At 57.2% G+C, this 25,677-nt stretch carries 17 protein-coding genes; 6 read left to right on the forward strand and 11 right to left on the reverse strand.

Annotated elements, in window-relative coordinates; all coding sequences use genetic code 11:
- From A9G06_RS22005 to A9G06_RS14435, 7 genes are all read right to left on the reverse strand, one after another.
- The coding region (locus tag A9G06_RS22005) for a retention module-containing protein (protein ID WP_253182334.1) at positions 1-2,511 on the reverse strand (2,511 nt) is incomplete at its 3' end.
- Between the two features lie 263 nt (positions 2,512-2,774).
- Positions 2,775-4,700, reverse strand: a complete 1,926-nt coding sequence (locus A9G06_RS14410; RefSeq protein ID WP_005337342.1) for a LapD/MoxY N-terminal periplasmic domain-containing protein — start codon at positions 4,698-4,700, stop codon at positions 2,775-2,777.
- Positions 4,701-4,703: 3 nt separating this feature from the next.
- On the reverse strand, positions 4,704-5,456 hold the full coding sequence (locus A9G06_RS14415; protein ID WP_253182336.1) for a transglutaminase-like cysteine peptidase: 753 nt from the start codon (positions 5,454-5,456) through the stop codon (positions 4,704-4,706).
- Positions 5,457-5,591: 135 nt separating this feature from the next.
- Complete coding sequence (locus tag A9G06_RS14420) at positions 5,592-6,917, reverse strand: TolC family outer membrane protein (protein WP_005359768.1); 1,326 nt, start codon at positions 6,915-6,917, stop codon at positions 5,592-5,594.
- Positions 6,918-6,954: 37 nt separating this feature from the next.
- On the reverse strand, positions 6,955-8,388 hold the full coding sequence (locus tag A9G06_RS14425) for an HlyD family type I secretion periplasmic adaptor subunit (protein WP_005350982.1): 1,434 nt from the start codon (positions 8,386-8,388) through the stop codon (positions 6,955-6,957).
- Positions 8,381-10,525 (reverse strand): type I secretion system permease/ATPase, encoded by a 2,145-nt coding sequence (locus A9G06_RS14430; RefSeq protein WP_069555673.1) that lies wholly within the window; start codon positions 10,523-10,525, stop codon positions 8,381-8,383. Before A9G06_RS14430 ends, A9G06_RS14425 begins: the two co-directional genes overlap by 8 nt.
- Before the next feature lie 377 nt (positions 10,526-10,902).
- Entirely contained in the window at positions 10,903-11,832 is a 930-nt protein-coding gene (locus tag A9G06_RS14435) for a TIGR01212 family radical SAM protein (RefSeq protein ID WP_069555674.1), read from the reverse strand.
- A 611-nt stretch (positions 11,833-12,443) separates the two neighbouring features.
- Between A9G06_RS14435 and gltB the strand changes: the two genes are divergently transcribed.
- Both gltB and A9G06_RS14445 read left to right on the forward strand, forming a co-directional pair.
- Positions 12,444-16,901, forward strand: a complete 4,458-nt coding sequence (gene gltB, locus A9G06_RS14440; RefSeq protein WP_069555675.1) for a glutamate synthase large subunit — start codon at positions 12,444-12,446, stop codon at positions 16,899-16,901.
- A gap of 12 nt (positions 16,902-16,913) precedes the next feature.
- Complete coding sequence (locus A9G06_RS14445; RefSeq protein ID WP_005346752.1) at positions 16,914-18,329, forward strand: FAD-dependent oxidoreductase; 1,416 nt, start codon at positions 16,914-16,916, stop codon at positions 18,327-18,329.
- A 78-nt stretch (positions 18,330-18,407) separates the two neighbouring features.
- On the opposite strand, the gene A9G06_RS14450 is transcribed toward A9G06_RS14445, so the two are convergent.
- Positions 18,408-18,986: an O-methyltransferase gene (locus A9G06_RS14450; protein ID WP_069555676.1), complete on the reverse strand. Its 579-nt coding sequence runs from the start codon at positions 18,984-18,986 to the stop codon at positions 18,408-18,410.
- Between the two features lie 287 nt (positions 18,987-19,273).
- On the opposite strand from A9G06_RS14450, the gene A9G06_RS14455 reads away from it, so the two are divergent.
- Positions 19,274-20,569: a DEAD/DEAH box helicase gene (locus tag A9G06_RS14455; RefSeq protein ID WP_069555677.1), complete on the forward strand. Its 1,296-nt coding sequence runs from the start codon at positions 19,274-19,276 to the stop codon at positions 20,567-20,569.
- A 98-nt stretch (positions 20,570-20,667) separates the two neighbouring features.
- Positions 20,668-21,318 carry a DUF2913 family protein gene (locus A9G06_RS14460; RefSeq protein WP_058059330.1) on the forward strand — a complete coding sequence of 217 codons (651 nt, stop codon included), beginning with the start codon at positions 20,668-20,670 and terminating at the stop codon, positions 21,316-21,318.
- Positions 21,319-21,412: 94 nt separating this feature from the next.
- Here the strand turns inward: A9G06_RS14460 and A9G06_RS14465 are convergent, their stop codons facing one another.
- The 3 genes from A9G06_RS14465 to A9G06_RS14475 all read right to left on the reverse strand — a co-directional run bounded on the left by A9G06_RS14465 (position 21,413) and on the right by A9G06_RS14475 (position 24,276).
- Positions 21,413-21,652 carry a FeoC-like transcriptional regulator gene (locus tag A9G06_RS14465; protein WP_005350974.1) on the reverse strand — a complete coding sequence of 80 codons (240 nt, stop codon included), beginning with the start codon at positions 21,650-21,652 and terminating at the stop codon, positions 21,413-21,415.
- Positions 21,649-23,919: a Fe(2+) transporter permease subunit FeoB gene (gene feoB / locus A9G06_RS14470; RefSeq protein WP_040067737.1), complete on the reverse strand. Its 2,271-nt coding sequence runs from the start codon at positions 23,917-23,919 to the stop codon at positions 21,649-21,651. The genes A9G06_RS14465 and feoB overlap by 4 nt, the downstream gene beginning before the upstream one ends.
- 129 nt (positions 23,920-24,048) lie before the next feature.
- Entirely contained in the window at positions 24,049-24,276 is a 228-nt protein-coding gene (locus A9G06_RS14475; RefSeq protein WP_005337384.1) for a FeoA family protein, read from the reverse strand.
- 119 nt (positions 24,277-24,395) lie between these two features.
- Between A9G06_RS14475 and A9G06_RS14480 the strand changes: the two genes are divergently transcribed.
- Complete coding sequence (locus A9G06_RS14480; RefSeq protein ID WP_005337385.1) at positions 24,396-24,725, forward strand: translation initiation factor; 330 nt, start codon at positions 24,396-24,398, stop codon at positions 24,723-24,725.
- A 259-nt stretch (positions 24,726-24,984) separates the two neighbouring features.
- A complete protein-coding gene (locus tag A9G06_RS14485; RefSeq protein ID WP_005337386.1) occupies positions 24,985-25,542 on the forward strand; it encodes a TMEM165/GDT1 family protein in 558 nt (185 codons plus the stop codon).
- The last annotated feature ends 135 nt before the right edge of the window (positions 25,543-25,677 follow it).

Consider the following 25,677-nt stretch of genomic DNA (forward strand, 5'->3'; position numbering starts at 1 on the left):
GTCATCATCGAAGCTGAATACCGACCGCTCGCCAGTAATCAGAGTGACTGTGGCACTGTCGGTCACGCTATCGCCATCACCATCCATCACGGTCACGCTGTACTGCAGCTGCACGGCGCCGTCCTGGCTCAGCAACAGGTTTACCGCCTCGTCAAAGGTGGCGTTATCACCATGGTCCAGCGCTTCGTACAAGGTGGTTTCCAGTTGGTAGACTGGCGGGTCGCCGGCATCGGCCACATTGACGATCTTGATCGTGAACACCGGGTCGCCACCATTGGCATCGCGTCCCACCAGGTTCCCCCCCTCCTGGAACAGGGTGATTGCCCCCCCTACAGTCGAACTCAGATTGGTCGCCAGCCCCCCCACCGGTACCCCCACGAAGCTCAGGCTGGCGGTGGTGCTACCCACACCGTCCGAGCCATAGCTGACGCCACTTTGGGCAAACAGGCTGGCCAGTCCGCCACTGACGCTGCTGTACACCTGGGCCAGGCCCGGACCGGTATCGTCGTCATTACCATCGGCGGTCTCACCAGACGCCGCACGGTCGTCCCCGACGCTCTCATCCAGGCTGACCTGCAGGGCCGCCAGTTCCACTTCCGAGGCCTCGGCACTGACACTCAGGGTCGGGCCATCATCATCGAAGCTGAATACCGACCGCTCGCCCGCAATCAAACTGACAGTGGCACTGTCGGTCACGCTATCGCCATCTCCGTCCACACGGGTCACGCTGTATTGCAGTCCCAGACTGTTCTGTCCACTGAGCAGCAGCGACAGTGATTCATCAAACAAACCGGTGTTGTCATGAGACAAGGCTTCAAACTGGGTGGTCTGCAGTTGGGATACCCCATCTACCACCACAATCTTAATGCTGAAGACCACATCTCCTTCACCATCAACCCCTTGCAGCTCGGTCGCGCTCACTGCATTGAGGGTAATCTCACCACCTTTGGTGGCCGACAGGTTGGTGGCAACCCCCGCCTCGCCAATTCCGACAAAGCTGAAACTGCCGGTGATGCTACCTGCACCATCAGCACCGTAGCTGCCACTGCTGGTAAACAGTGACAGCAAACCACCTTCAATCGCTGTTGTAGCCCGGGCCAGTACACCCTCTGCGTCATCACTGACATAGCCGTCATTCACATCACTTTCGCTGTAGGTATCCTCTTTGCCAACCGTCTCGTCCAGACTGACCGACAATCCACCCAAATTAGCCTCTTCGGCCACCCCCACATCTTGGGTCGGCACATCATCCTGAATAACGATGTCCAGCGTTGCACTGGTTGTATCACCGTCATCATCGGTCAAGGTCACAGCGAGACTCTCACCCAATTGCAGGTCAGAAGCGGGTTGTTGATGGGCCTCGTTATCAAGGAGGGTATAACTGTAGGAGACACTGCCGTTACCGGTAACGGGATCGTAGGTTATTGAGGTGATTTGCAATCCATTGCCAAGCGGCGTTTCAATGGATACAGGCTGAGCAACCACGGTGCCATTGCTGATCAACTGGATCGCCCCGATTGCCAGCGTTTGCACACCATCAGGGGCATTAAAGGTAAACACCCCACTTTGAGTTAACGCGGCAGCGTTAGGTGCCGAACCGTCGGCCAAGTTGGCATCACTGACCAACACCTCTCCCCCTTCCTGAGTAAGCCCATCAAGACTTACCTCCTCATCTAGCGGAATAATGGAGATAACGAGTGTTGAAGTCACTGTGTCCTGGCCATCAGTTACCTGATAGCTCACCGGGGGAACTGCGCCATCATAGTTAGGAGCCGGAGTAAAGGTATAGCTCCCATCCGGATTGATGATCAGCGTGCCCACTCCGGTAATGGTGGCAGCAACACCGGCAGGGACTCCGATATTGATACCCCAGTCATATGAAACGATAGAGGCATCAGCCGGTCCATCTGGATTGGCACTATTGTCGAGCAAATTCCCACTGACCTGGGTGTCTTCCAGGGTCACGGTGGTTTCGCCCAAATCATCAAGCTGATTTTCAAGAATCAAATCTTCGGCCTGATTTTCATTGATGACAGCAGCCGTATCGTAGGTTGTATCAAACCCTGCAGCCGCTATCGTGGCATCGCCGGTTCGATCAATTGTGACGAAACCACCATTACCACTGGCCCCCGCAACCCCACCAATACCGCCACCACCACCGGCCGCTGGTGCCCCACCAGCAGCAGAAGCCTCAAAGTTTTGAGTCGGGTCAACCCCCTGCAGAATCGATTCTTGCAATGCGGCAATATCTGAAGGAGCGCCTTCCTGGCTGGCAGTCACTTGCGGTTGAGCAGGTTCAGCGGACTCGGAACCTACCGGTACATCCGATGCAGGAGTATCGTCATAAGGGGAAAGAGCCAGCTTGGCGTCATCCGCTATGGTCAATTTGGCCCCAGGTTGGAGAATTTCCCCTTTTTGCAGAGGGCGGCTGCTTCCATCAGCCAGCACAATCTCCACATTGCCTTCGATAGCTGAGACAACCACGGACTTGTCGATAATTTGGGTACGCATATCCATTGCTCCAAGGTGACAGATCTTGATGTCTACACCGTAGAAGTAGATAGCGCGCTGTTCCGTTGCAAAAAAGCGTACGTTCGAGAGAAATTCAACAAATGGACGGAAAAAAATCGAAGAGTTGGTATTTCTTAATACAAATCAGAACCCTAGATACAGCCCCATTCAAGGCTGACCTTGAGTTGGTTATAGAAAAATGGCGAAAAGAGAAGTGACTGGTATAAAAAAGGCCCCTATCGGGGCCATTTCCAGCATTTAGTTCAAGACAATGGGAAGGCAGGATGAACAAATCCCTGGTAACCATCGATATGCAACTTGGAAAGCAGTTCCACTTGATGTTGATCCTCGACACGGGTCGCAATGGTGGTCACACCGGCATTGTGTGCGGCGCGACACACTGCAGCCAGGAATGAGGTGTCAGCCCCCGGCTCCATGACCTGACTGGTATAACCGTGATCGACCTTGACATAAGCCGGTGACAGCTCCTCCAGATAGCCCAGAGACTGGAAGTGACGACCATAGTGGTCAACCCCCCACTGGAAGCCATGAGCTTGCAAGGTGCCAACCAACGCAGCCACGTTGTCTTTATGTTTCATGATGGCAGCTTCAGGTATTTCAAATAACAACCGCTCTTTGAGCTCTGCATGCTCGGTCAGATAGCGCGTCAGCCAGGTTAAAAATTCATCCGAGCAGAGCGAGCCAGCAGTGATGTTGATCGCCAGTACCAGATCAGACTGTTTTTGCAGTAATGGAACGCAAGCATCAAGCACCGCCTGGTCAAACTCGCCACCCAATTTGAACTGTTCAATCGCGGGCAAGAACTGACCGGCAAAATAATCTGTGCCGTCGCGAGAGATAGAAGCAAACAGCTCGGCATGCAACCTTGCTCCATTATCAAACCGGCAAGCTGGTTGTGCTTTGAAGCGCCAAAGTTGTCGTGAAATGGCATCTTGTACCAGATCTCGCCAGGCCAAACGCCCCATCAAACCTTGCTCGGTCCCCCCTTCCATCACCACAGCACCGCGGCGTTCATTGCGCGCCTTGCCAAGCGCATTATCGGCTTTGGTCAACAAGGCAGAGAGATCATCATTGCCATCACGACCGGCAATACCAATGACGGAGAGCGCATCCCCTTCGCCCATTGGATTCACCACCAGATCGGCAATGCGGCTATTAATCACTTCAGCCAGCTCTTTTAGCTGAGTCAGATCGTCAGTTGGACAGAGCAACGCATATTCCGTCGCGGAGATCCGTGCCAAGGCGGCGCCATCCCACCCTTTTAATTGCTCTTTCAAAGCCTGAGCTATCGATTTGACCATGTTGTCACGGGCAGCAAAGCCTTCATCGCGATAGATATCATCCAGCATGTCGACCGCAACCAGCATGACGCCACCTTGGCCAGCCTCTGCTATCCATGCGTTTACCTGACCCACAAAATAGGCTCGGTTGCCAAGTCCCGATACGGCATCGACATAAACCCGCTCACGCAATTTCTCGGCCTCATCGGCTTGCTCTTTAAACTGCAACGCCAACTTGCTTGAGAGGGTGTTGATCGCCTGAACGACCTGCTTCAATTCATGGGTTTTAGGCTCCGGGATCGTATGACCGAAATGGTGCAGCTCGATCTCGACGGCTTGATCACAGATCTGTTTGAGTGGCTTGAGCAAGTAGTTGAGTGCTCTCATCAACAAAATTGTGGTGATCAAAAAGCCGACCAGAAACCAGCTCGCCAGCTCACTCATCCCCCGCCACAACTCGTAATAAGCCTGGCCTGGGTGACCCACTACTTTTAATTTTCCAAGCTGCAACCAGCCAGACGTCAAAATTGACTCGTTGGATACCTCAGGAAACAGTCCCAAATTCACAAACCACTGCGGTACCCCCTGAATATTGTTGGTATTTTCCTGCTCGATGACATCCTTTGATGCCAGCAAATCCAAGCGAACCAATCGATAATAGCCACCATCAAAAATGGCCTGGATCACCGACTCGGCACCAACTTTGTCACCGTTTTCCAGATAGGGGGTGAGCGCAAGCCCCAGCGAGGTTGCCGTATTGATGACCGTTGTTTCCTGTTGCTGCGCAAGATAAGTGCGGGTTGAATTGAATTGCACCCAGTATGTGGCCGCAAATAACAATCCAAACAGCAGCAGCATGGTGGCTAATAACTGTCGATAGAGCGTCATAGGTTAATCATCCAAATTCACCACTGGCCGAGCCAATCGCCCCGAGGTCATGCGATTGCGTAAATCATTCCATAATCCCAAGCGGGATGATTGACCAGCCAGTTCCCCTTGGCCTCGTGCCTTCATCAACCACAAGTGACTACCGTTAAAACTGTAAATAGGCACCAGATCACGCCGCTGTGTGGCAGGGCGAATCGAGCCTATCAAATTATCCAAAATAACCGGAACGGAGGAGGGGGTCTCATAATATGCCACCACCATGTGAAACTGGTTGTAATCAAGAGCCTTGACGTACACCATCCGCATTTTATCATCCGGGATCCCAAGCTCGAGCAGCGTAGAGTATTTGGCGATACTGAAATCTTCACAGTCTCCCCCGGCGGCCCCCAAAAATTCTAGCGGGGTTGCCCAATAATCCTTTTTGCGCCACAACTTGATATCGTCAATAAAACGCATCCGATTGAAAAAATTATTAACCCGCTCAAGCTTTTTTTCTTCGCTCAGGGCCCTGCCCTTCGTCTCCATGACCAGCATACGCCAACTGGTTACACGCTTGCCGGCTCTGGCGCCATAGGTCTGCTCCGCCCGTTTGATCAAGTTGAGATCTTCCTGTGGCAAAGGCTGACTGGCACAGAGCAGTAGTGAGAAGGGTAACAGCAGGATCCATAAGGAGTGGCGCAGAGCGCGTAGCGATCGGTATCTCCATTCATTAAGAAGATAACACCATCGGCTACCGCTACCACGCTGGAGTGTCACATCATATTCCTGCTGCATTATTACTGCTGCACTCCTCAAAGCTCGTACAACAACCTGCGTTAGCCAAACATGGTGACTGCCAGCAGCAGTCACCATGTTGGCGTTCATGATCCCTGCGGGATCATGAACAAACGGTTATTGCCTGGCCTGCCATTCAGCGGGTTGTTTGACGCTAAATGCATTGAGCAGACTGCCTGTCGCGTTGAGAATGCGATAGTCAGCCAGCAGTGCATCATACTCGGCAGTGATATAGCTGCGACGCGCCTCGAACAGTTCGTTCTCGGTGTTCAATACGTCCAGCAATGTCCGCTGACCCAAACCAAACTGCTTCTTGTAGGCCTGTACGGTGTCATAGCTGGCGTCAACATGCTCTTTCAGGAAGGTCTTTTGCTTGGCCAGCGACTCTTTCGCGTTCCAGGCCAGACGAGTGCCTTCCTCCACCTGGCGGAACGCATTCAAATGAATGTCTTTCGCCTGAGAGTAGAGCGCCGATGTTGCATTGCTCTCTGCCACATCAGAACCGCCACGGAACAGGTTGTAACGCATCCGCACCATGGCGGTCAGATCATCGTTGCGCCCTTTGACCGCATCGATATCCTCATTCCAGTTCTGATCGACCTCGAATGTCACATTGGGGTAGAAACCGGATTTGGCACCTTCATGCTGGTACTTGGCCGCTTCGATATCCTGCAGGGAAGAGAGCAGGGTCGGGTGGACTTCGGTCGCTGTTTTCAGAGCACTATCGAGGCTGGTCGGGATAAGCTCGGTATTGGGAACCGGCTGTACCAGATCTTTAGGTACCTCGTTCACGACACGAATAAATTCGCTTTCTGCGTCGCGATAGTTGTTTTCGGCAGCGGCCTGATTTGAATAGGCCCGGGCAACACGACCTTCAATCTGGGTCTGATCCGCAGTAGAGCCAAGCCCTGAATCAGTCCGCTTGCTGATGTCGCTGCGGATCTGTTCGTGGGTTTCCAGGTTTTGTTTGGAAAGCTCCAGGATCTCCTGCTGGCGCAGCATATTGAGGTAGACCTCAGCTACTCGAAGTGCGGTATTCTCTGCTTCGGAGATCATCGCCAGACGCTGGGCATTGGCTTCAGCTTCGGTTCTGGAGACGTTGTTGCTGACATCAAAGCCATCAAACAACATTTGCCGCAGACTGAGTCCAGCCTCCTTGCGAGTCATGGAATCATCAATATTGCTGTTGGCACTGGCAGCACGGGTAGAAGGGCTGTCAGTTTTTTCATAGCCTACGCCACCACGCAGATCGATCGTGGGATAATAGCCACCCTTGGCTCCATCATGCTGATAGAGTCGTGCCTGATACAGATCAAACGCTTCCTTGATCTTGGGATGCGTAGCAAGTGTCTGTGCCACCGACTCTTCCAGAGTCTGGGCCTGACCCAAACTAGGGATCAGGATGCAGCCACTGACCAGCATGGCAACAATCGTTTTTTTCATGTTATCTCCAGTCATGTTTTGTTTTTAGATTGTTGGCTTATCGTTCTCTCAGTGCCGACTGCTTTGCCCGTAAAATCGGCTTAAGCAAATAGTCTAGGACACTTTTTTTACCAGTAATGATATCAGCACTGGCTAACATACCGGGGATGATGGGAAGTGCGTTAAGCTCATCGCCCAAGTAACTTTTCTCTGTTCGAACCCGAACCAGATAAAAGGAGTTCCCCTCCTCATCCTGGATCGAATCCGCACTTATCTGTTCAACCTTGCCATGCAATCCTCCATAGATTGTAAAGTCGTAGGCAGTAATTTTGACGATGGCATCCAGCCCCGGTCGCAGGAAGGCGATATCTTTCGGTGACACCTTGGCTTCTACCAGCAAGGTATCCTCCAGCGGCACAATCTCCATCAAATCCATGCCGGGCTGAACCACGCCGCCCAGGGTGTTGATCTTGAGCTTCTTGATGGTGCCCTTGAGCGGTGCAATCACGCTGGTCCGGTCAACCCTGTCTCGCAAGCCAACCTGCCCTTCTGATAACTGGCCAAGCCGCCCCTGTTTCTCATTCAGTTCAGTCTGGGAATCTGCTCTGAACTTGAGCGCAATATCATTACGCTTGGAGATGGTCTCACGCAGTACCGAATTGAGTTTTGGGATCAGCAGACGGTTGCTCTCCAGCTCCCCCTGCATCTCGTTGACCTGCCGCTCAAGCTTGATTAGCTCCACTTGAGGCACTATACCTTCTTTCGCCAACGGACGGCTAATATTCAGTTCCTGTCTGGCCAAATCCACACTGCGATTCACGGTGCGGATCTTGGCATTCAGTTCAATCAGCTCCTGCTCTTTCTGTTCGATTTGCTGACCAAGAATATAGAGCTGGTTCTTCAGGTTATTGAGGCGATCCCGCTGTACAGACCGCTCACGGTGTGCGTATTCGGCAAAAACGGTTTCATAACCATCGGGAAACTGGATTGGCGCTTCACCTACCACGACCTGTTCACGCCACCCCAGTGCCGGGTCGTTTTTCACCTCGACGCTGGCCATCTCGGCGCGCAGACGGGCCACATCCCCCTTTAGAGTGACCACCTCTTGCTCCCGTTCTCTAAAGTCGGAGCGGAAACGGGTGTCATCAATGCGCAGCAGCGGCTGCCCCTTTTCGACGATATCCCCCTCTTTGACGAAGATCTCTTTGACGATCCCCCCTTCCAGGTTCTGGATCACCTGCAGCTGACGGGATGGAATAACCTTGCCCTGACCCACGGTGACTTCATCCAGTTCGGCCCAGGCCGCCCAGACGATGGCACTCATGAAAAAGAGGAAACAGCACCATAGCAGGATACGAGCTCCGGTCGGCGTGGTCAGCAGTACAGCTGCCGCGCCGTCATCGACAAACTCCAGATGCTCTGGTGCTGGCAATACCTCGCCGGAAGGCGTCTTTTTGCTGCGCTTGAACCAGTCCATGAGCCCCTTAACCATGGGACACCTCCTGCACGCGCACCTTGCCTTCCTTCAACTGCTGCAACACCACCTCTTTGGGGCCATCAGCAACGATCTGCCCCTGCTCGATAACGATCACTCGCGATGCCACATCCAGCATCGAGGTTTTGTGAGTGATGAGGATCAATGTGGTTTCCGGGCCCAGTCTGGCGAGCTCCTGTTTGACCTGCATCTCGGACTGGTTGTCCATGTTGGAGGTCGGCTCATCCATCACCAGAATGGGGGGATCATTGAGCAGGGCGCGTGCCAGCAGGATCGACTGACGCTGGCCACCGGAGAGCTGACGCCCCCCCTCACCTATTTGCCGATCCAGCCCGTTGGGATCCCGGTTGGTAAAGTTGGTGACACCCGCCCGCTTTGCTGCGCGCAAGACTCTCACATCATCCACCAGCGGATTACCCAGCATGATGTTGTCCCGCACCGAGCCAAAGAAAAGAATGACATCTTGCGGGACACAACCAATATTGCGGCGGATCACCGCTGGTGGCAGTTGATCGAGTTCAAAACCGTCGATACGTACCGAGCCATCGGTCGGTCGATACAACCCCATCAACAGCTTCTCGAGGGTCGTTTTACCCGCCCCAATCCGGCCGATAATCGCCACCTTTTCGCCCGGCTGAATGCGCAAATTGATATTGTGCAGGGTGCTGGTTTCCATTCCCTGATATTTGAAGGAGACATTTTCAAATTCAATGCGACCGGCAATCACCGGATGATGGATATATTGCTTGCCCTCCTCCTGCTCCCCCGGGGTTTGCATGATTTTTTCCAGAATATCCAGTGCTGACTTGGCTTGGTTATAACGGGTCGACAACACGGAGAGTTGCACCATGGGCGCAATGGCGCGGCTGGAGAGCATCACGGCGGCAATCATGCCCCCCATGGTGACCAAACCTTCGGAGATCTGGTAAACACCGACGATCACCAGACCGACCGTCACCACCTGCTGGATATAGCTGGCCAGCGAGGACATGGAGTTGGTAATCCGGCGGGTCTGTACGCCCCAGGTGGAAATATGGGAGACGGCCTGCTCCCAACGATGCTGGAACATGCTCTCGGCGCCGAAAATCTTGACGGTTTCCAGCCCGGAAATACTTTCAATCAGGTTGGCGTTCTTCTGGGACGCAAGGCGTGACCCCTCTTCGATGGACTGCTTGAGGGGCTCCTGAATATAGAAGCTGTAGGCGATGAGGATCAGCATGGCGACGATGGGAACCACCACCATTACGCCTGCAAACATCCAGATAATAAAAAGGAAGAAAACGGCAAAAGGCAGATCGATAAGAGTAGAAACCGTTGCGGAGGTGAAAAACTCCCGCACCGATTCAAATTCCTGCAGATGTTTGGCGAACGCGCCGGTGGAAGCGGGACGAGACTCCATCCGCATGCCCATCACCTTGGCGAAGATCTTGGCGGACAGTAGCACATCAGACTTTTTGCCAGCGATATCGATAAAGTAACTGCGCAACTGCCGCATCACAAAATCGAAGGTAAAGACCACCATGGCCCCGACCGCCAGCACCCAGAGCGAATCAAACGCCAGATTGGGCACAATCTTGTCATAGACGTTCATGGTGAAAAGAGGGCTGGCGATGGCAAACAGGTTGATCAGAATGGAGGCGATCAGCACATCACGATAGATGCCGCGGGATTCGAACAAGGTGCTCCAGAACCAGTGGCCATCACGTGTTTCCAGCACCTTGGGAGAGCGCTCGTCAAACTTGAACTGCTTCTTCACGTAGAAGAGGCGCCCCAGATACTCATCACCCAACTGGGCTGCGGTTAGCCATTGGGCTGCATCACCTGCCTGCGGGAAAATCACTTTCCCCTGGCTGCGATCTTCGTTCCACTCCAGCAAAATGCAGGCGCCACCATTGCGCATCTGCAATACACAAGGCAGCAGCAAGGGAGAAATATCGGCCAGTGGCTGTATCACTTCACGGGCGGATAACCCGCCCCGCTCGGCAGCACGGCAAAAGAGTGCGGTAGTCATGCGCCCGGAGACCAGTGGCAACCCGGTCGTCAGGGCATCCTGGCTGTTGGGCACACCATAAAAACGGGTCAAGAAGACCAGACACTCCAATAACTCATCAATACGACTTGTTTCTGCTTGCATAGCATCCTGTCACTGCATAAATGAGGTAGATAAGAGCGTTCATCGCTCATATTTCCCTGCTATAGCCACGCTAAAACCGAGTGGCCTTCCCGCTGATGAGACTGATCAGGGGATAAAACTGTCCAGATAGATCGCGACACTCATCCCCAATTTCCCGTCACAGCAGCAATGGCGGCATGATTCGTTATTGGTAAAAATAATCGGCTCATCAACACCATGCTAACACTGCAATCAGGGTGAATGTCGGAGTTAATTGATAATGACATTTATTATGGCGCACCACTATATCAACCGGCACGTACCAAAACTATAGTTTAGGGTATGAAGTTTTTTATATAACCCTATGTTTTACGTGAAAATAATAATCTGGCGCTCAATTATAGGTCAGGAAGTATGAAGGGTCTGCCCAACGCGTGACCTTGCGGGCCGTTCAATGAGAGTGCTTTGGCAATGTCCGCCATGGCCGTCCAGCGATTTTCACACCAGGCTGGCGCCAACAGGGTTGGACGGCGCGCGGAGGCCGAAATCCGGTGATACACCACCTCGGGCGGCGTGTGCTGGATCATGGCAACGGCCGCCTCCACATACTGCTCCAGCGTCAATACCTCAAGCCGCCCCGCCTGCCACGCCTTGCCGAGAGTACTGCCTTCAACCACATGAAGCGGATGCAACTTGATCCCCTCAACACCGGTCTCAACGATGCGATGCAGGGTATCGAGGCTGTCCATCGACACTTCGCCAGGCAGGCCGACGATCAGATGAGCACATACCTTGATGCCGCGCTGATGGGCACGTCTTACCGCATCCTCATAGGCGGCATAACCGTGGCCGCGGTTGATCCGTTGCAAGGTCTTGTCGTTGGCACTTTGCAGCCCGAGCTCCAGCCACACCTCGTAACCCCGGGCCTGATAGCCCGCCAACAGATCCAGCACCGCATCCGGCACGCAATCGGGGCGAGTGCCCACACAGAGCCCCACCATATCGCTCACTGACAGCGCCTCTTCATACATCCGCTGCAGATATTCGACCTCGGCATAGGTGCTGGTATAGGCCTGAAAATAGGCAAGATAGCGCTTGGCACGGGTGACTTCGTCCCGGCGAGCCAGCAGTTGTTGCACCACTGAGAGTTGCTGAGCCGACTCGTCGGCAAAAGAGGATACATTGCAGAAGGTGCAGCCACCGCGGCCCAGGGTGCCGTCACGGTTCGGGCAGGTGAAGGCCCCATGGATGGAGAGTTTGTGGATCTTCTGACCATGACGCTGCTTGAGATCCTGACCGAATGTATTGACGAGTTCGTGTAACTGCATGACACCTCCGCTAAAGGAGCGCCATTGTACGAGCTTGCGCAAAACAGGGGCTGAGCTGGATCAAGCTAGCGGAGAGGGTAAAACATATAAATACCCGACCAATTTTGAATAAATATAGAGAAAAAGCGCAAAAAAAGGATTTTTACAGTTCTTTGACGATTCAAACAGTAAACATCCATATGACAATGAGACCTGATAACCCACTGTTGAACAATGAAAAATTCAAAGAGACCCGACAGCACACAATTGCAAGCATGGGATATTGAAAATGTGATCCCTTCCGCTGTCGGCCACATCGGGTTGGTAAAATTACTACATTCGCCCATCGTCGCCGAGCGCACCATTGAGCCCGCCAATGGCGATATATTTAACCAACAAAATCAAACTACACAGAATAAACACTCCATAACTGCGAGCGAATCCCCCTAACCCGACATTTTGTTATGCGAATGTAACCATGAAGACAAACCTGACCTGCGATTGACCTCGCCAGAAAATCCCATTAGTTTGGAGATTCGCCACGTCAGGCAGACGGAACCACAAGAGCCAATCGCAATTTATGCAGTCAGGTGATGACTGTGCGATACAAGGCCGAGCAAGGGAGAAATGCAATGTCACTATATGATCCAAAGCTGGAGAGGGATAACTGTGGCTTCGGCCTGTTGGCCCACATGGAAGGGGAAGCCAGCCACAAGCTTGTCCGTCTCGCGATGTCAGCATTGGCTCGCATGCAGCACCGCGGCGGGATCTCCGCCGATGGCAAGACCGGCGATGGTTGCGGTCTGCTGCTGCAAAAACCGGACAGCTTCTTCAGAGCTGTCGCCGAGGAGAAGGGATGGCACCTTGGCCGCAACTATGCGGTCGGCATGCTGTTTCTCAACCCTGACCCCGTATTGGCCCAGCAGACCCGCGACATCATCGACGAAGAGCTGGAAAAAGAGACCCTGAGTCTGGTCGGCTGGCGCAAGGTGCCTGTCGATACCAACGTACTGGGTACCATCGCCAAAGCCTCCCTGCCCAGCATTGAACAGGTCTTTGTCAACGCCCCGCCCGGCTGGGTCGACAAGGATCTCGAGCGCCGCCTCTATATCGTGCGTCGCCGCATCGAAAAGCGCGTCAACGACGACTACTTCTATGTGGTCAGCCTCTCCAACCTGGTCACCGTCTATAAAGGGCTGTGCATGCCGGTGGACTTGCCGCGCTTCTATCTGGATCTCGCCGACATCCGTATGCAGGCGGCCATCTGCGTCTTCCACCAGCGTTTCTCCACCAACACCAGCCCGCGCTGGCCGCTGGCGCAGCCGTTCCGCTATCTGGCCCACAACGGCGAGATCAACACCATCGCCGGCAACCGCCAGTGGGCCAAGGCACGCAGCTACAAGTTTGCGACGCCGCTGATCCCCGATTTGCAGGAAGCGGCTCCCTTCGTCAACACCACCGGCTCTGACTCCTCCAGCCTCGACAACATGCTGGATCTCTTCCTCGCCGGTGGCATGGACCTGTTCCGCGCCATGCGCCTGTTGATCCCGCCAGCATGGCAAAAGCACCCGAACATGGATGACGACCTGCGCGCCTTCTACGACTTCAACTCCATGCACATGGAGCCGTGGGATGGCCCGGCCGGTATCGTCATGACCGATGGTCGCTACGCCACCTGCGCCCTTGATCGCAACGGTCTGCGTCCGGCCCGCTACGTCATCACCAAGGACAAGTTCATCACCCTCGCCTCAGAAGTCGGTACCTGGGACTACACCCCGGACGAAGTGCTGGAGAAGGGCCGGGTCGGCCCGGGCGAGCTGTTCGTGGTGGATACCAGCAACGGCAAGGTGTGGACCAGCTTCGAGATCGATGACGACCTCAAGAACCGCCACACCTACAAGCAGTGGATGGATAAACATTGCCGCCGGCTAGTCCCCTTCGAGCAGATGGACGACAGCCAGACCGGTAGCCGCGAGTTCTCCGACGACCAGCTGAAAACCTATCAGAAGCTGTTTGGCTACTCCTTTGAGGAGCTGGATCAGATCATCCGGGTGCTCGGTGAGAATGGTCAGGAGGCGGTGGGCTCCATGGGGGATGACACCCCGATGGCGGTGCTCTCCTCCGGCCCGCGCACCCTCTATGACTACTTCCGCCAGATGTTTGCCCAGGTGACCAACCCGCCCATCGACCCGCTGCGGGAGAACCACGTGATGTCGCTGGCCACCTGTATCGGTCGCGAGCAGAACGTCTTCAACGAGACCTTCGGCCACGCCCACCGGGTGCTGTTCCAGTCGCCGATCCTGCTCTACTCCGACTTCCACCAGCTGCTGGCACTGGAAGGTGAGTACTACCGTCATCAGGTGATCAGCCTCAACTTCAAGCCCGAAGAGGGGCTGGAAGCGGCCATCTTGCGTATCTGCGAGGAGGCAAAAACCGCCGCAAAGAGTGGCACCGTGCTGCTGGTGCTGTCGGATCGCGATATCAGCGCCGACACCCTGCCGATCCCGGCCGCCATGGCGGTGGGCGCGGTACAGCGCACCCTGGTGGACAACAACCTGCGCTGCGACGCCAACATTCTGGTGGAAACCGCAAGCTGCCGTGACCCGCACCACTTCTCGGTGCTGCTGGGCTTTGGCGCGACCGCCATCTACCCCTATCTGGCCTACGAAACCCTGGCCAAACAGGTTGAAGAGGGCGTGCTCACCATGTCCCTGCGCCAGGCCATGGTCAACTACCGCAACGGCATCAACAAGGGGCTCTACAAGGTGATGTCCAAGATGGGCATCAGCACGGTCGCCAGCTACCGCTGCTCACAGCTGTTCGAAGCGGTGGGCCTGGCCAAGTCGGTGGTCGATACCTGCTTCCGCGGCGTATCGAGCCGTATTCAAGGCGCCGACTTTGCCGACATCCAGCAGGATCAGCACAATCTGGCCCGTCAGGCCTGGCTGGTGCGCAAGCCCCTCCCCCACGGCGGCCTGCTCAAGTTCGTCCACGGCGGCGAGTACCACACCTACAACCCGGATGTGGTGCAGACCCTGCAAGCGGCGGTGCGATCCGGCAACTATGCCGATTACAAGGAGTACGCCCGTCTGGTGAACGAGCGCCCGGTTGCCACCTTGCGCGATCTGCTGGCGCTAAAGAAGGTCGACAATCCGGTCGCACTGGATCAGGTTGAGCCGGCCGACAAGCTGTTCCCCCGCTTCGACTCCGCCGCCATGTCCATCGGTGCCCTCGGTCCTGAGGCCCACGAGGCACTGGCTGTTGCCATGAACCGCCTCGGCGGTCAGAGCAACTCCGGCGAAGGTGGCGAAGATCCCAAGCGTTTCGGTACCGAGAAGAACTCCCGCATCAAGCAGGTGGCTTCCGGCCGCTTTGGCGTCACCCCCCACTACCTGATGAACGCCGATGTGGTGCAGATCAAGGTGGCGCAGGGTGCCAAGCCCGGCGAAGGTGGCCAGCTGCCCGGTGACAAGGTCACCGCCCAGATCGCCCAGCTGCGTTATTCCGTGCCCGGCGTGACCCTGATCTCGCCGCCGCCGCACCACGACATCTACTCCATCGAGGATCTGGCCCAGCTCATCTTCGACATCAAGCAGATCAACCCGAGCTGCCTGGTGTCGGTGAAACTGGTCTCCGAGCCTGGCGTCGGCACCATCGCCTGCGGCGTGGCCAAGGCCTATGCCGACTTCATCACCATCTCCGGTTATGACGGCGGCACTGGCGCGAGCCCCCTCACCTCGGTCAAATATGCCGGCTCCCCGTGGGAGTTGGGTCTGGCTGAAACCCAGCAGGCGCTGGTCGCCAACGGTCTGCGCCACAAGGTGCGGCTGCAGGTGGATGGCGGTCTCAAGACCGGCCTCGACATCATCAAGGCAGCCATCCTCGGCGCCGAGAGCTTCGGCTTTGGCACCGGCCCCATGGTGGCGCTCGGTTGCAAATACCTGCGTATTTGCCACTTGAACAACTGCGCCACCGGCGTTGCCACTCAGGATGAGAAGCTGCGTCGCGAGCACTTCACCGGCCTGCCGGAGATGGTGATGAACTACTTCAAGTTCATCGCCGAAGAGACCCGCGAGCTGATGGCTCAGCTCGGCGTCACCCAGTTGACCGACCTGATTGGCCGCACCGATTTGCTGGAGGCCCTGCCCGGCCTCACCGCCCGTCAGGCCAAGCTGGATCTCTCCGGCATTCTGGCCCGTCCGGTTGCTCCGGCAGGCTCCAGCCTGTTCAGCCAGCAGCACAACCCCACCTTCGACAAGGGGCCGCTCAACCTGAAAATGGTGGAAGATCTGCTGGAAGCGGTGGAAACCTCAAGCGGCGGCGAGTTCCGCTACGACATTCGCAACACCGACCGCTCGGTGGGGGCGCGTCTCTCGGGCGAGATCGTCAAACGTCACGGCAATCAGGGAATGGCGGCGGATCCGGTCAAGGTGCACTTCAACGGCACCGCAGGCCAGAGCTTCGGCGTCTGGAACGCAGGTGGCCTCGAGATGATCCTCACCGGTGACGCCAACGACTATGTGGGCAAGGGGATGACCGGCGGCAAGCTGGTGATCAAGCCCCATGTCGGCGTGGCGTTCAAATCCCATGAAGCGGCCATCATCGGCAACACCTGCCTCTACGGCGCCACCGGCGGCAAACTCTACGCCGCAGGCACTGCCGGCGAGCGTTTCGCGGTGCGCAACTCCGGCGCCCTGGCGGTGGTCGAGGGAATTGGCGACAACGGTTGTGAATACATGACCGGCGGCATCGTCACCGTACTGGGTCAGACCGGCGTCAACTTCGCAGCGGGCATGACCGGCGGCTTTGCCTACGTGCTCGACGAGTGCGGCAACTTCGCCAAGCGCACCAACCCCGAGCTGGTGGAACTGCTGGACGTGGCGGATCTCGCCATCCATCAGGAGCACCTGCGTGGCATCATCACGGCGCACCTCAATGAGACCGGCAGCTCGCGCGCCGAGGAGATCCTGGCCAACTTCGACTCCTATGTGCCCAAGTTCAGGCTGATCAAACCCAAGTCAAGCGACGTGAAATCGCTGTTGGGTCACACCAGCCGTTCCAGTGCAGAACTCAGAATCCAGGCGCAATAAGGAGGGAACCCTATGAGCCAGAACGTATTTCAGTTTATCGATGTCCAGCGGGTCGACCCGCCCAAGAAGCCGCTCAAGATCCGCAAAATCCAGTTTGTGGAGATCTACGAGTCCTTCAATCAGCCGCAGGTACAGATGCAGGCGGATCGCTGCCTCGAGTGCGGCAACCCCTATTGCGAGTGGAAGTGTCCGGTCCACAACTACATCCCCAACTGGCTGAAACTGGCCAAAGAGGGGCGCATTCTGGAGGCGGTGGAGCTCTCCCACCAGACCAACAGCCTGCCGGAAGTGTGCGGTCGGGTCTGCCCGCAGGATCGCCTCTGCGAGGGCTCCTGTACCCTCAACGATCGCTTCGGTGCGGTGACTATCGGCAATATCGAAAAGTACATCACCGACAAGGCGTTCGAGATGGGCTGGAAGCCCGACCTCTCGAACGTGGTCAAGACCGGCAAGCGGGTCGCCGTTATTGGCGCAGGCCCGGCTGGTCTCGCCTGTGCCGACGTGCTGGCGCGCAACGGTGTCACCCCGGTGGTGTTTGACAAGTATCCGGAGATCGGTGGCCTGCTCACCTTCGGTATCCCCTCCTTCAAGCTGGAAAAAGAGGTGATGCAGCGTCGCCGCGAGATATTCCAGGGGATGGGCGTAGAGTTTCGTCTCGAGACCGAAGTGGGCAAGGACATCACCTTCGCCGACCTGCTCGGCGAGTTCGATGCGGTCTTCCTCGGGGTCGGCACCTACAAGTACATGAAGGGTGGCTTTGCCAACGAAGAGGCGCCGGGAGTCTATGATGCCCTACCCTACCTCATCGCCAACGCCAACCGCTTGCTGGGCTTCGAGAAGGCACAAGCCGACTATATCGACTTCGCCGGCAAGCAGGTGGTAGTGCTGGGCGGTGGTGATACAGCCATGGACTGCGTGCGTACCGCTATCCGTCAGGGAGCCGCCAAGGTGATCTGTGCCTATCGCCGCGACGAGGAGAACATGCCGGGCTCCAAGCGGGAGGTGAAAAATGCCCGCGAGGAGGGGGTCGAGTTCATGTTCAACCTGCAACCGGTAGCGGTCGAGCTGGATGCCAGCGGTCGCACCGTCGGCATCAAAGTAGTGAGCACCGAGCTGGGTGAACCCGATGCCAATGGCCGCCGCAATCCGGTGGTTATCGAAGGCTCCGAGCAGGTGCTGGCCGCCGATGCGGTGGTGATGGCGTTTGGCTTCCAGCCTAACCCCCAGCCCTGGATGGCGGAGTTCGGCATCGAGCTCGACAACCGGGATCGCATCAAGGCCCGCGAGCAGGCGGAATATGCCTTCCAGACCAGCAACCCCAAGGTGTTCGCCGGTGGCGACGCGGTACGCGGCTCCGACCTGGTGGTGACCGCTATCTACGAAGGACGCAAAGCGGCCGAAGGGATCATGGACTATCTGGCTGTCTAATCCGACCGACCAAGGCCCTGATGCGCTTTTACTATCAGCCCCGCCCATGCGGGGCTGATTTTTTGTAGCTACCCCCCCCTACAAACGCACCACCAGCCACTCCCCCTTGCCGACCGGCACCAGCGAGGTGGCAAAGGCCGGATCCTGCCCGACCTCGTTCATCCACTCCACCATCTCGCTGCGATGGGAGATGGCGTTGTCGACCACCAGCAGGCCACGGGGTGCCAGCAGACGGCGGATCTGCGGCCACCATGCCCGGTAGTGCTGACGATCCGAATCGAGGAAGATGAGCTGATAGCCGCCTTGCGGCAAGGTCGGTAACAGCTCGCCTGCATCCCCTGCCAGCAAGGTTACCCAGGGGGCCAGCCCTGCCCTCTGAAAGTTGTCATGGGCCAGCACGCGCTTACCCTCATCCAGCTCAATGGTAGTCACGTGCCCCTCCAGCCGACGCACCGCTTCTGCCAGCCAGAGTGTGGAGTAACCATTTGACGTGCCGATCTCCAGCACAGCCTGCGCCCCACGGGTCTGCACCAGCACTGACAGCAACTCCCCCGTGTCGCGGGTGATATTGAGCAGCTTGCGGTGGCGTGCCTGCTGCATGCTGTCATTGCGCTCGCCAAGCTGCTCCAGCTGGCGTTTTAACTGTTCCAGTTCCATCGATATCCCTTTCGTCCTTGCCCAAAACCGTTAGCCCACACCTCCAAGCTTGGCATTTGGGAGTCAAATGATTGCTTTCAACCGCCATTCACACCACAAAGGATGAGAAAAGGACAACCATTTGAGGCAGAATTTGTGACGTCTATCTGTTACACTTCGCGCCCGCCATTTTCCGGCTCACTCTCTGACTTGATGTCAGGCGCAGCCGTCGGTGGTTACAACCTCCGTCTCGCTCATGCCGAGCTAACCAAGCCAAACACAGCCCAGCTGGAACACAGGAACCCATTATGAGATTTGAATCGTTCGATTTTGCCCCCGAGATTTTGCGTGCTGTCTCAGATTGCGGTTATCAGGAGATGACCCCTGTGCAGCAACAGGCGATCCCGGCCATTCGCCGTGGCCGCGATGTGCTGGCCAGCGCCCAGACCGGTACCGGCAAGACCGCCGCCTTCTCCCTGCCCATCTTGCAGCGTCTGGTAGACAATCCGGCTCCGGTACAGCCTTCCAACGCCCGTGTGCTGATCCTGACCCCGACCCGCGAGCTGGCGGCTCAGGTGGCGAGCAACATCAATGACTTCGCCAAGTATCTCGATATCACCACCATCACCATCGTCGGCGGTGGCAAGCAGGACGTGCAGGCCAAGAAGCTCAAAGCGGGCGCTCACATCATTGTGGCCACCCCGGGCCGTCTGCTGGAGCACCTCACCGCCTGCAACCTCAGCCTCTCCGGCGTCGAGTGTCTGGTGATGGATGAAGCGGATCGCATCCTCGACATGGGCTTCAGTGCCGATGTACAGAAGATCCTGCAAGCGGTCAACAAGACCCGTCAAAACCTGCTCTTCTCCGCCACCTTCTCCGACGCGGTGAAGAAGCTGGCCAACCTGATGCTGGATCGCCCGCAGATCGTCAGCGTCAACAAGCAGAACTCCACCGCCGACACCGTCAGCCACACCGTCTATCCGGTCGAGCAGAAGCGCAAGCGCGAGCTGCTCTCAGAGCTGATTGGCAAGCAGAACTGGCAGCAGGTGCTGGTGTTCGCCAGTACCCGCGAGAGCTGTGATGTGCTGGTCGAGGAGCTGAACCTCGACGGCATCAAGTCCGCCGTTGTCCATGGCGAGAAGGCCCAGGGCAACCGTCGCCGCGCCCTGCGCGAATTCATGGAAGGCAAGGTACGGGTACTGGTCGCCACCGAAGTGGCCGCCCGTGGTCTGGATATCCCGGATCTGGAATACGTGGTCAACTACGATCTGCCGTTCCTGGCGGAAGATTACGTACACCGCATCGGTCGTACCGGTCGTGCCGGCAAGCGCGGCATGGCCATCTCCTTCGTCAGCCGTGAAGAGGAGCGCACCCTGCTGGAGATCGAGGCCCTGATCGGCCAGAAGATCCGTCGCATCATGGTTCCGGGCTATGAGGTGAGCAGCCGTGACGAGCTGATCAAACAGCTGCAAGAGCGTCGTCGCTTTGGCAAGCGCCCGCAGCGTGAAGATAACGCCGTGGCCCAGGTGATGGCCGAAGCCAAGCTGCAGGGTCAGCGCCTCAAGCGTCTGGCCGCCGCCAAGAAGCCCCGTCAGCCGAAATAAGGCGGGCAGTTGCTCTATTGAACCGCAAAGGCGCCACTGGCGCCTTTGCCATCTCTGTCATCGGTGTTGGCCCCTGGTGGTCAACTCAAGGATTGCTTATGACCTCTCCAACCTACAATCAGGCCCTGTTCGAGATGGCCACCCAGAGCCTGGCCGAACTGGCCCGCACCGCCGAGCAAAAGGCGGGCAAGCGCACTCCGGCGCAAGAGAGCCACTTTCTCTGCACCTGGATGGCCGACTCCCTCAAGGAGAAGCGCTTCTCCCGTCTGGTGATGGAAGATTTGAAAGCTTGGGTGCAGCTTGGCCGCACGCTGGGTGCGGGCGCCGATCTCAAGGGATTGCTGGAGCGCATCGCCTTCCAGTACCAGTGCGCCATGACCAACCCGCAACAACTGGGGGCCAAACTGGCGGCGCTGCTGGAGGAGCTCTCAGCGGCAGGCTGGCTGGTGCTGACCGAGAGCGAAGTGAACGCCAAGCTGCGCCTGCAATCGGGCGGTCAAGCGAGTCTGGTAGTAAGCCATAGCGAATATGAAAGCCATATCGAGGACGGTGAGCTTGTCAAACCCCTTACCCTCTATGTGCGCGGTGACGAGAAGGTGCTGGCCGAGGCGGCCTTCAAGCACGGTCTGCTGCTGAGCCAGGGCAATAAGAAGACCACCCTGGTCAAACACCACAAAGCCTACCGGCTGATGCCGGACAACGCCCAACCGGCACTGGCACTGCTGAGCGAGGCTCGCCAGAGCGCCTGATCCCGCCTGTTTTCAGCAATAAAAACGGCAGACCCTTGCGCAGGATCTGCCGTTTTTTATTGTTCGATGTTTGGTGATGAGGTCTGGTAGTCGTTTAGCGGATCTTGATGCCAATCTGGCCCGCGTCACACCACTCGAACATCACCTCCTCGCTCTTGCCGCAGCAACTGCCACCACAGACACGGCTTTCACGCTTGATGACCCGCCCCTTGCGCATCCAGACGCCGAGCATGGCCTCCACCGCATCTTCCGAGGTGTGGAAGTGGCGAGCCAGATCACGCCGGCTCACCTTCTGCTGCGCGGCGAGGTAATCCCCCAGCTCGCGCAGGATCATAAGGTCACCACCTTGCGGGCGACTATGTCACCGTGACGGCGACCGGCCCACCAGAGCAACACCAGAGAAAGGCCGTAGCTGACGATCCAGAACAGGCTCTGCTCCGGGTGAGCGGCAAAGGTCGCGACCTGATAGAAGAGGGTCGCGCACATAAAGGCCATATAGTTGCACCATACCGCCGTCATCAGCGCCCACTGACGACCGGTTTCCCGCACCAGCGCGCCCATGGCGGCGGCGCAAGGCATGTAGAGCAGCACGAACAAGAGGTAGGCAAAGGCACCGGCCGCCCCGTCGAAGTGGGTCTGCATGTTGCCGTAGGTGGAGACATCGACCTCCTGCGCCTCGGCGGCAGCTTTCTGGTCGTCGAGGTTGCCAACATCAAGCCCCATGGGGTCACTCGGGTTGATCTCCGCCAGATTAGCCGCCACGGCATCGATCGCCTCGTGGAAGCTGGCCACCAGCGAGAACTCGCTCTCCTCCTCTGCATCGCCACCACCGGCGTAGAGGCTGTTGAGGGTCCCGACCACCGCCTCTTTAGCGAAGATACCGGTGACGATACCGACTGTGGCCTGCCAGTTGTCATCGCGTACACCGATGGGGTGCAGCACCGGGGTCACCGCCTGGCTGATCTTGCTCAGCACCGAGCTCTCCTGCTCCTGATGGCCAAAGCTGCCATCGGTACCCAGGGAGTTAAGCACGCTCAGCACGGCGACCACCAGTACGATGGTTTTACCTGCGCCAAAGACGAAGGATTTGAGCTTCTGCCAGGTCTTGATGGCAACGTTGACCGGACGCGGCCACTCGTAATCCGGCATCTCCATCAGCATGGAGTCGCTCTTGCCCGGCAGCAGGGTGCTACGCAGCAACAGGCCGGTGAGCACCGCCACCAGAATGCCGATGAGGTAGAGACCGAACACCAGGTTCTGGCCAGACTCGGGGAAGAAAGCCACCGCAAACAGGGCGTAAACCGGCAGACGGGCACCGCACGACATGAAGGGGGCCATGGCGGAGGTCATCAGCCGCTCCCGCTCGGAGTTGAGGGTACGAGTCGCCATCACCGAGGGGACGGTACAGCCAAAGCCCATCAGCATAGGTACGAACGCCTTGCCCGGCAGGCCGAGTCGGCGCATCAGGGCATCCACCACGAAGGCGGCACGGGCCAAATAGCCGGAGCTCTCCAGCACCGCGAGGAACAGATAGAGGCAGCCAATCACCGGAATAAAGGTGGCCACGGTCTGCAAACCAACACCAAAGCCGTCTGCCAGAATGGCGCCCAGCCACTCGGGGGCATTGACCAGCCCCAGCAGGTGGTGCACCCCATCGACAAACAGGGCGCCGCCCATGATGTCGAAGAAGTCGATAAAGGCGCTGCCGACGTTGATGGCAAACAGGAACATCAGGTACATGACAAACAGGAAGAAGGGGATGCCAATCCAGCGATTGAGCAGCACCCGATCCAGCCACTCGCTCTGGGCCTCGGTGAGCTTGCCCTTCTGCTGACGAGCCTGTTGTACCCACTGGTGGATATGGCCGTAGCGAATATCCGCCAGTTGCAGGTCGATATCCTGTCCCTGATGGGCGCGAGCCACTACATTGGCGGCGGCCGCCTGCTGACCGGGCAGCAGGGTCTCCTGCATCACCGCATCCTCTTCCAGCAGGCGCAGGGCGCGACCACGGGTAGTGAGGTGATGCGGGGCGAGCAGGGTCTCAAGCTCCGCCAGATCGGTTTCAAGCGCGTGGCCGTAATCGAGCTGCAAGGCGGCTTGCGGCTGACCGATAAACTGCCGGATCTGCTGTTTGAAGGCGGCAACCTGCTTGCTGTTGTGGGCAGAGAGGGCCACCACCGGGCAACCGAGGGATTTGCCGAGCTTGCTCTCGTCGATGACGATGCGGCGCTTTTGCAGGATATCCAGCTTGTTGAGCACCACCACCATGGGCAGGCCCAGTTCGCGCAGTTGCAGCGTGAGGTAGAGGGAGCGCTCCAGATTGGCGGCGTCGATGACGTTGAGCAGCAGGTCGGGTTGTTGACCCTGGGCAAAGCGGCTGGCGATCTGCTCGTCCAGACTGCCATCCTGACTGGCCAGGCTATAGATGCCGGGCAGATCCATCAGCTTGAAGTGATGCTCACCCGCGCTGAACTCACCCATCTTCTTGTCGACGGTGACACCACTCCAGTTGCCCACTTGCTGGCGGGCGCCGGTCAGGGCGTTGAACAGGGAGGTCTTGCCGCTATTGGGGTTACCTACCGTTACCAGGGAATAATTCATACCAGCTCTACCTCTATTTTCTTCTGAACCCGCCGCGTGCGTGTGGCAAGCCGCTTTGCAGGTTCGACTTCTTGTCTCTGAACCGCTCCCGGTGACGTTTCTTGACCGGAGCGGTAGCCGAGCAGGGGGTTATACCGGCTCGACTTCTATTTGCTGGGCCAGACTCTTTTGCATGGAGAGACAGATCCCCTGGCACTGGATCTGGAGCGGGTCCCCCAGGGGGGCGGAGCGCAGATAGATGACTTCAGTCTGGGGCAACAGGCCCATCACCATCAGTTTGCGGCGCAGCGGCCGGGCGAGCTGATTCATATTCTTGATGCGAGCACTCTGTCCCGGTGACAACTGCGTGAGTACCATGACTGACTCCTGAAGTTAAACAATAATAATTCGCTTTTACTTGGGGCATTATAAGCTGTGTCTTCAACTTTTATTTGAGTAAAATCAAACTCCGCTTAGCTAACCCATAAAGTATTGCCATGAGTCACGACAACAACAGCCGCCTCGTTTACAGCACAGATGGCGGCATGATCAAGGAGCAGAGCGCTCCCCAATCCGCCTCCCCCTTCCCCACCGACGGCACCGTGCGCATTCGCCGCGAGACCAAGGGGCGCAAGGGTGCCGGGGTGATCACCATTCATGGCGTACCCGCCGATCAGCAAAAATCCCTGGCCACCCTGCTCAAGAAAAAGTGCGGCACCGGAGGCGGTATCAAGGAGGGAGTGATCGAGATCCAGGGGGATAAACGGGACCTGATCAAAACCGAGCTGGAGAAAGCCGGTTTCAGCGTCAAGCTGGTGGGTGGCTGATCCCCTTGTCACTCATGCGGTTTTTCCCTAGAATGCCCGCTCCCATCGAGGGGGAGTAGTCTCGCACGCCGGTGCCATCCATTGCATGAATACCGGTTTGCGACCCTGATCAACATACTTGGTGCCAAATCACCATGGTCATGGTGATCCATGCCAGCCATGGATTTGACAAGACCTTTGACGGGCCAGTGCCAATACCGGGGACGGATGGCGCAGGCTTGTCTTTGGTTTATAACAATTCCGTCCCCCGGTCATTTTTATGGAAGCCTTGTTAACCTCAACCCTCAGCGTCGCCATTGCCGAAATCGGCGATAAAACCCAGCTGTTGGCGTTGCTGCTCATCTGCCGTTTTCGCAAGCCCTGGCCCATCATCGCCGGCATGCTGGCGGCTACCCTGCTCAACCATGCGGGCGCGGCCTGGATTGGTGAGTTCATCAGCCGCTGGCTCGATCCCAAGATAATGACCTGGCTGGTCGCCATCGCCTTTATCGCCATGGCTATCTGGATTTTGGTGCCGGACAAGATGGATGACGAGGAGAGCTCGCTGGATAAATACGGCCCCTTTATGGCCACCTTCGTGCTCTTCTTTATTGCCGAGATTGGCGACAAGACCCAGATTGCCACCGTGCTACTGGCCGCCAAATATGACTCGCTGGTACAGGTCATTACCGGGACCACCCTCGGCATGATGCTGGCCAACGTGCCTGTGGTGCTGATCGGCAAGCTGGGAGCAGACAAGCTGCCGCTCAAGGGGATCCGCATCGCCTGCGCCATCCTCTTCGTCGGCCTCGGGGTGAGCACCCTGATCTTTGCCTGATCGCCTTTTCCGCTGACCAAGCCCTCCACCTCGGAGGGCTTTTTGTTTACTGCTGTGTCTATTGCGTAATCCGCTGTCGCAACCACCAGCCGTAGAGCCAAGGGGCAGTGCACGGTTGCGGGTGCCTCATGCCAT

The organism is Aeromonas sp. DNP9, assembly GCF_001728955.1.
Classification (GTDB): domain Bacteria; phylum Pseudomonadota; class Gammaproteobacteria; order Enterobacterales; family Aeromonadaceae; genus Aeromonas; species Aeromonas veronii.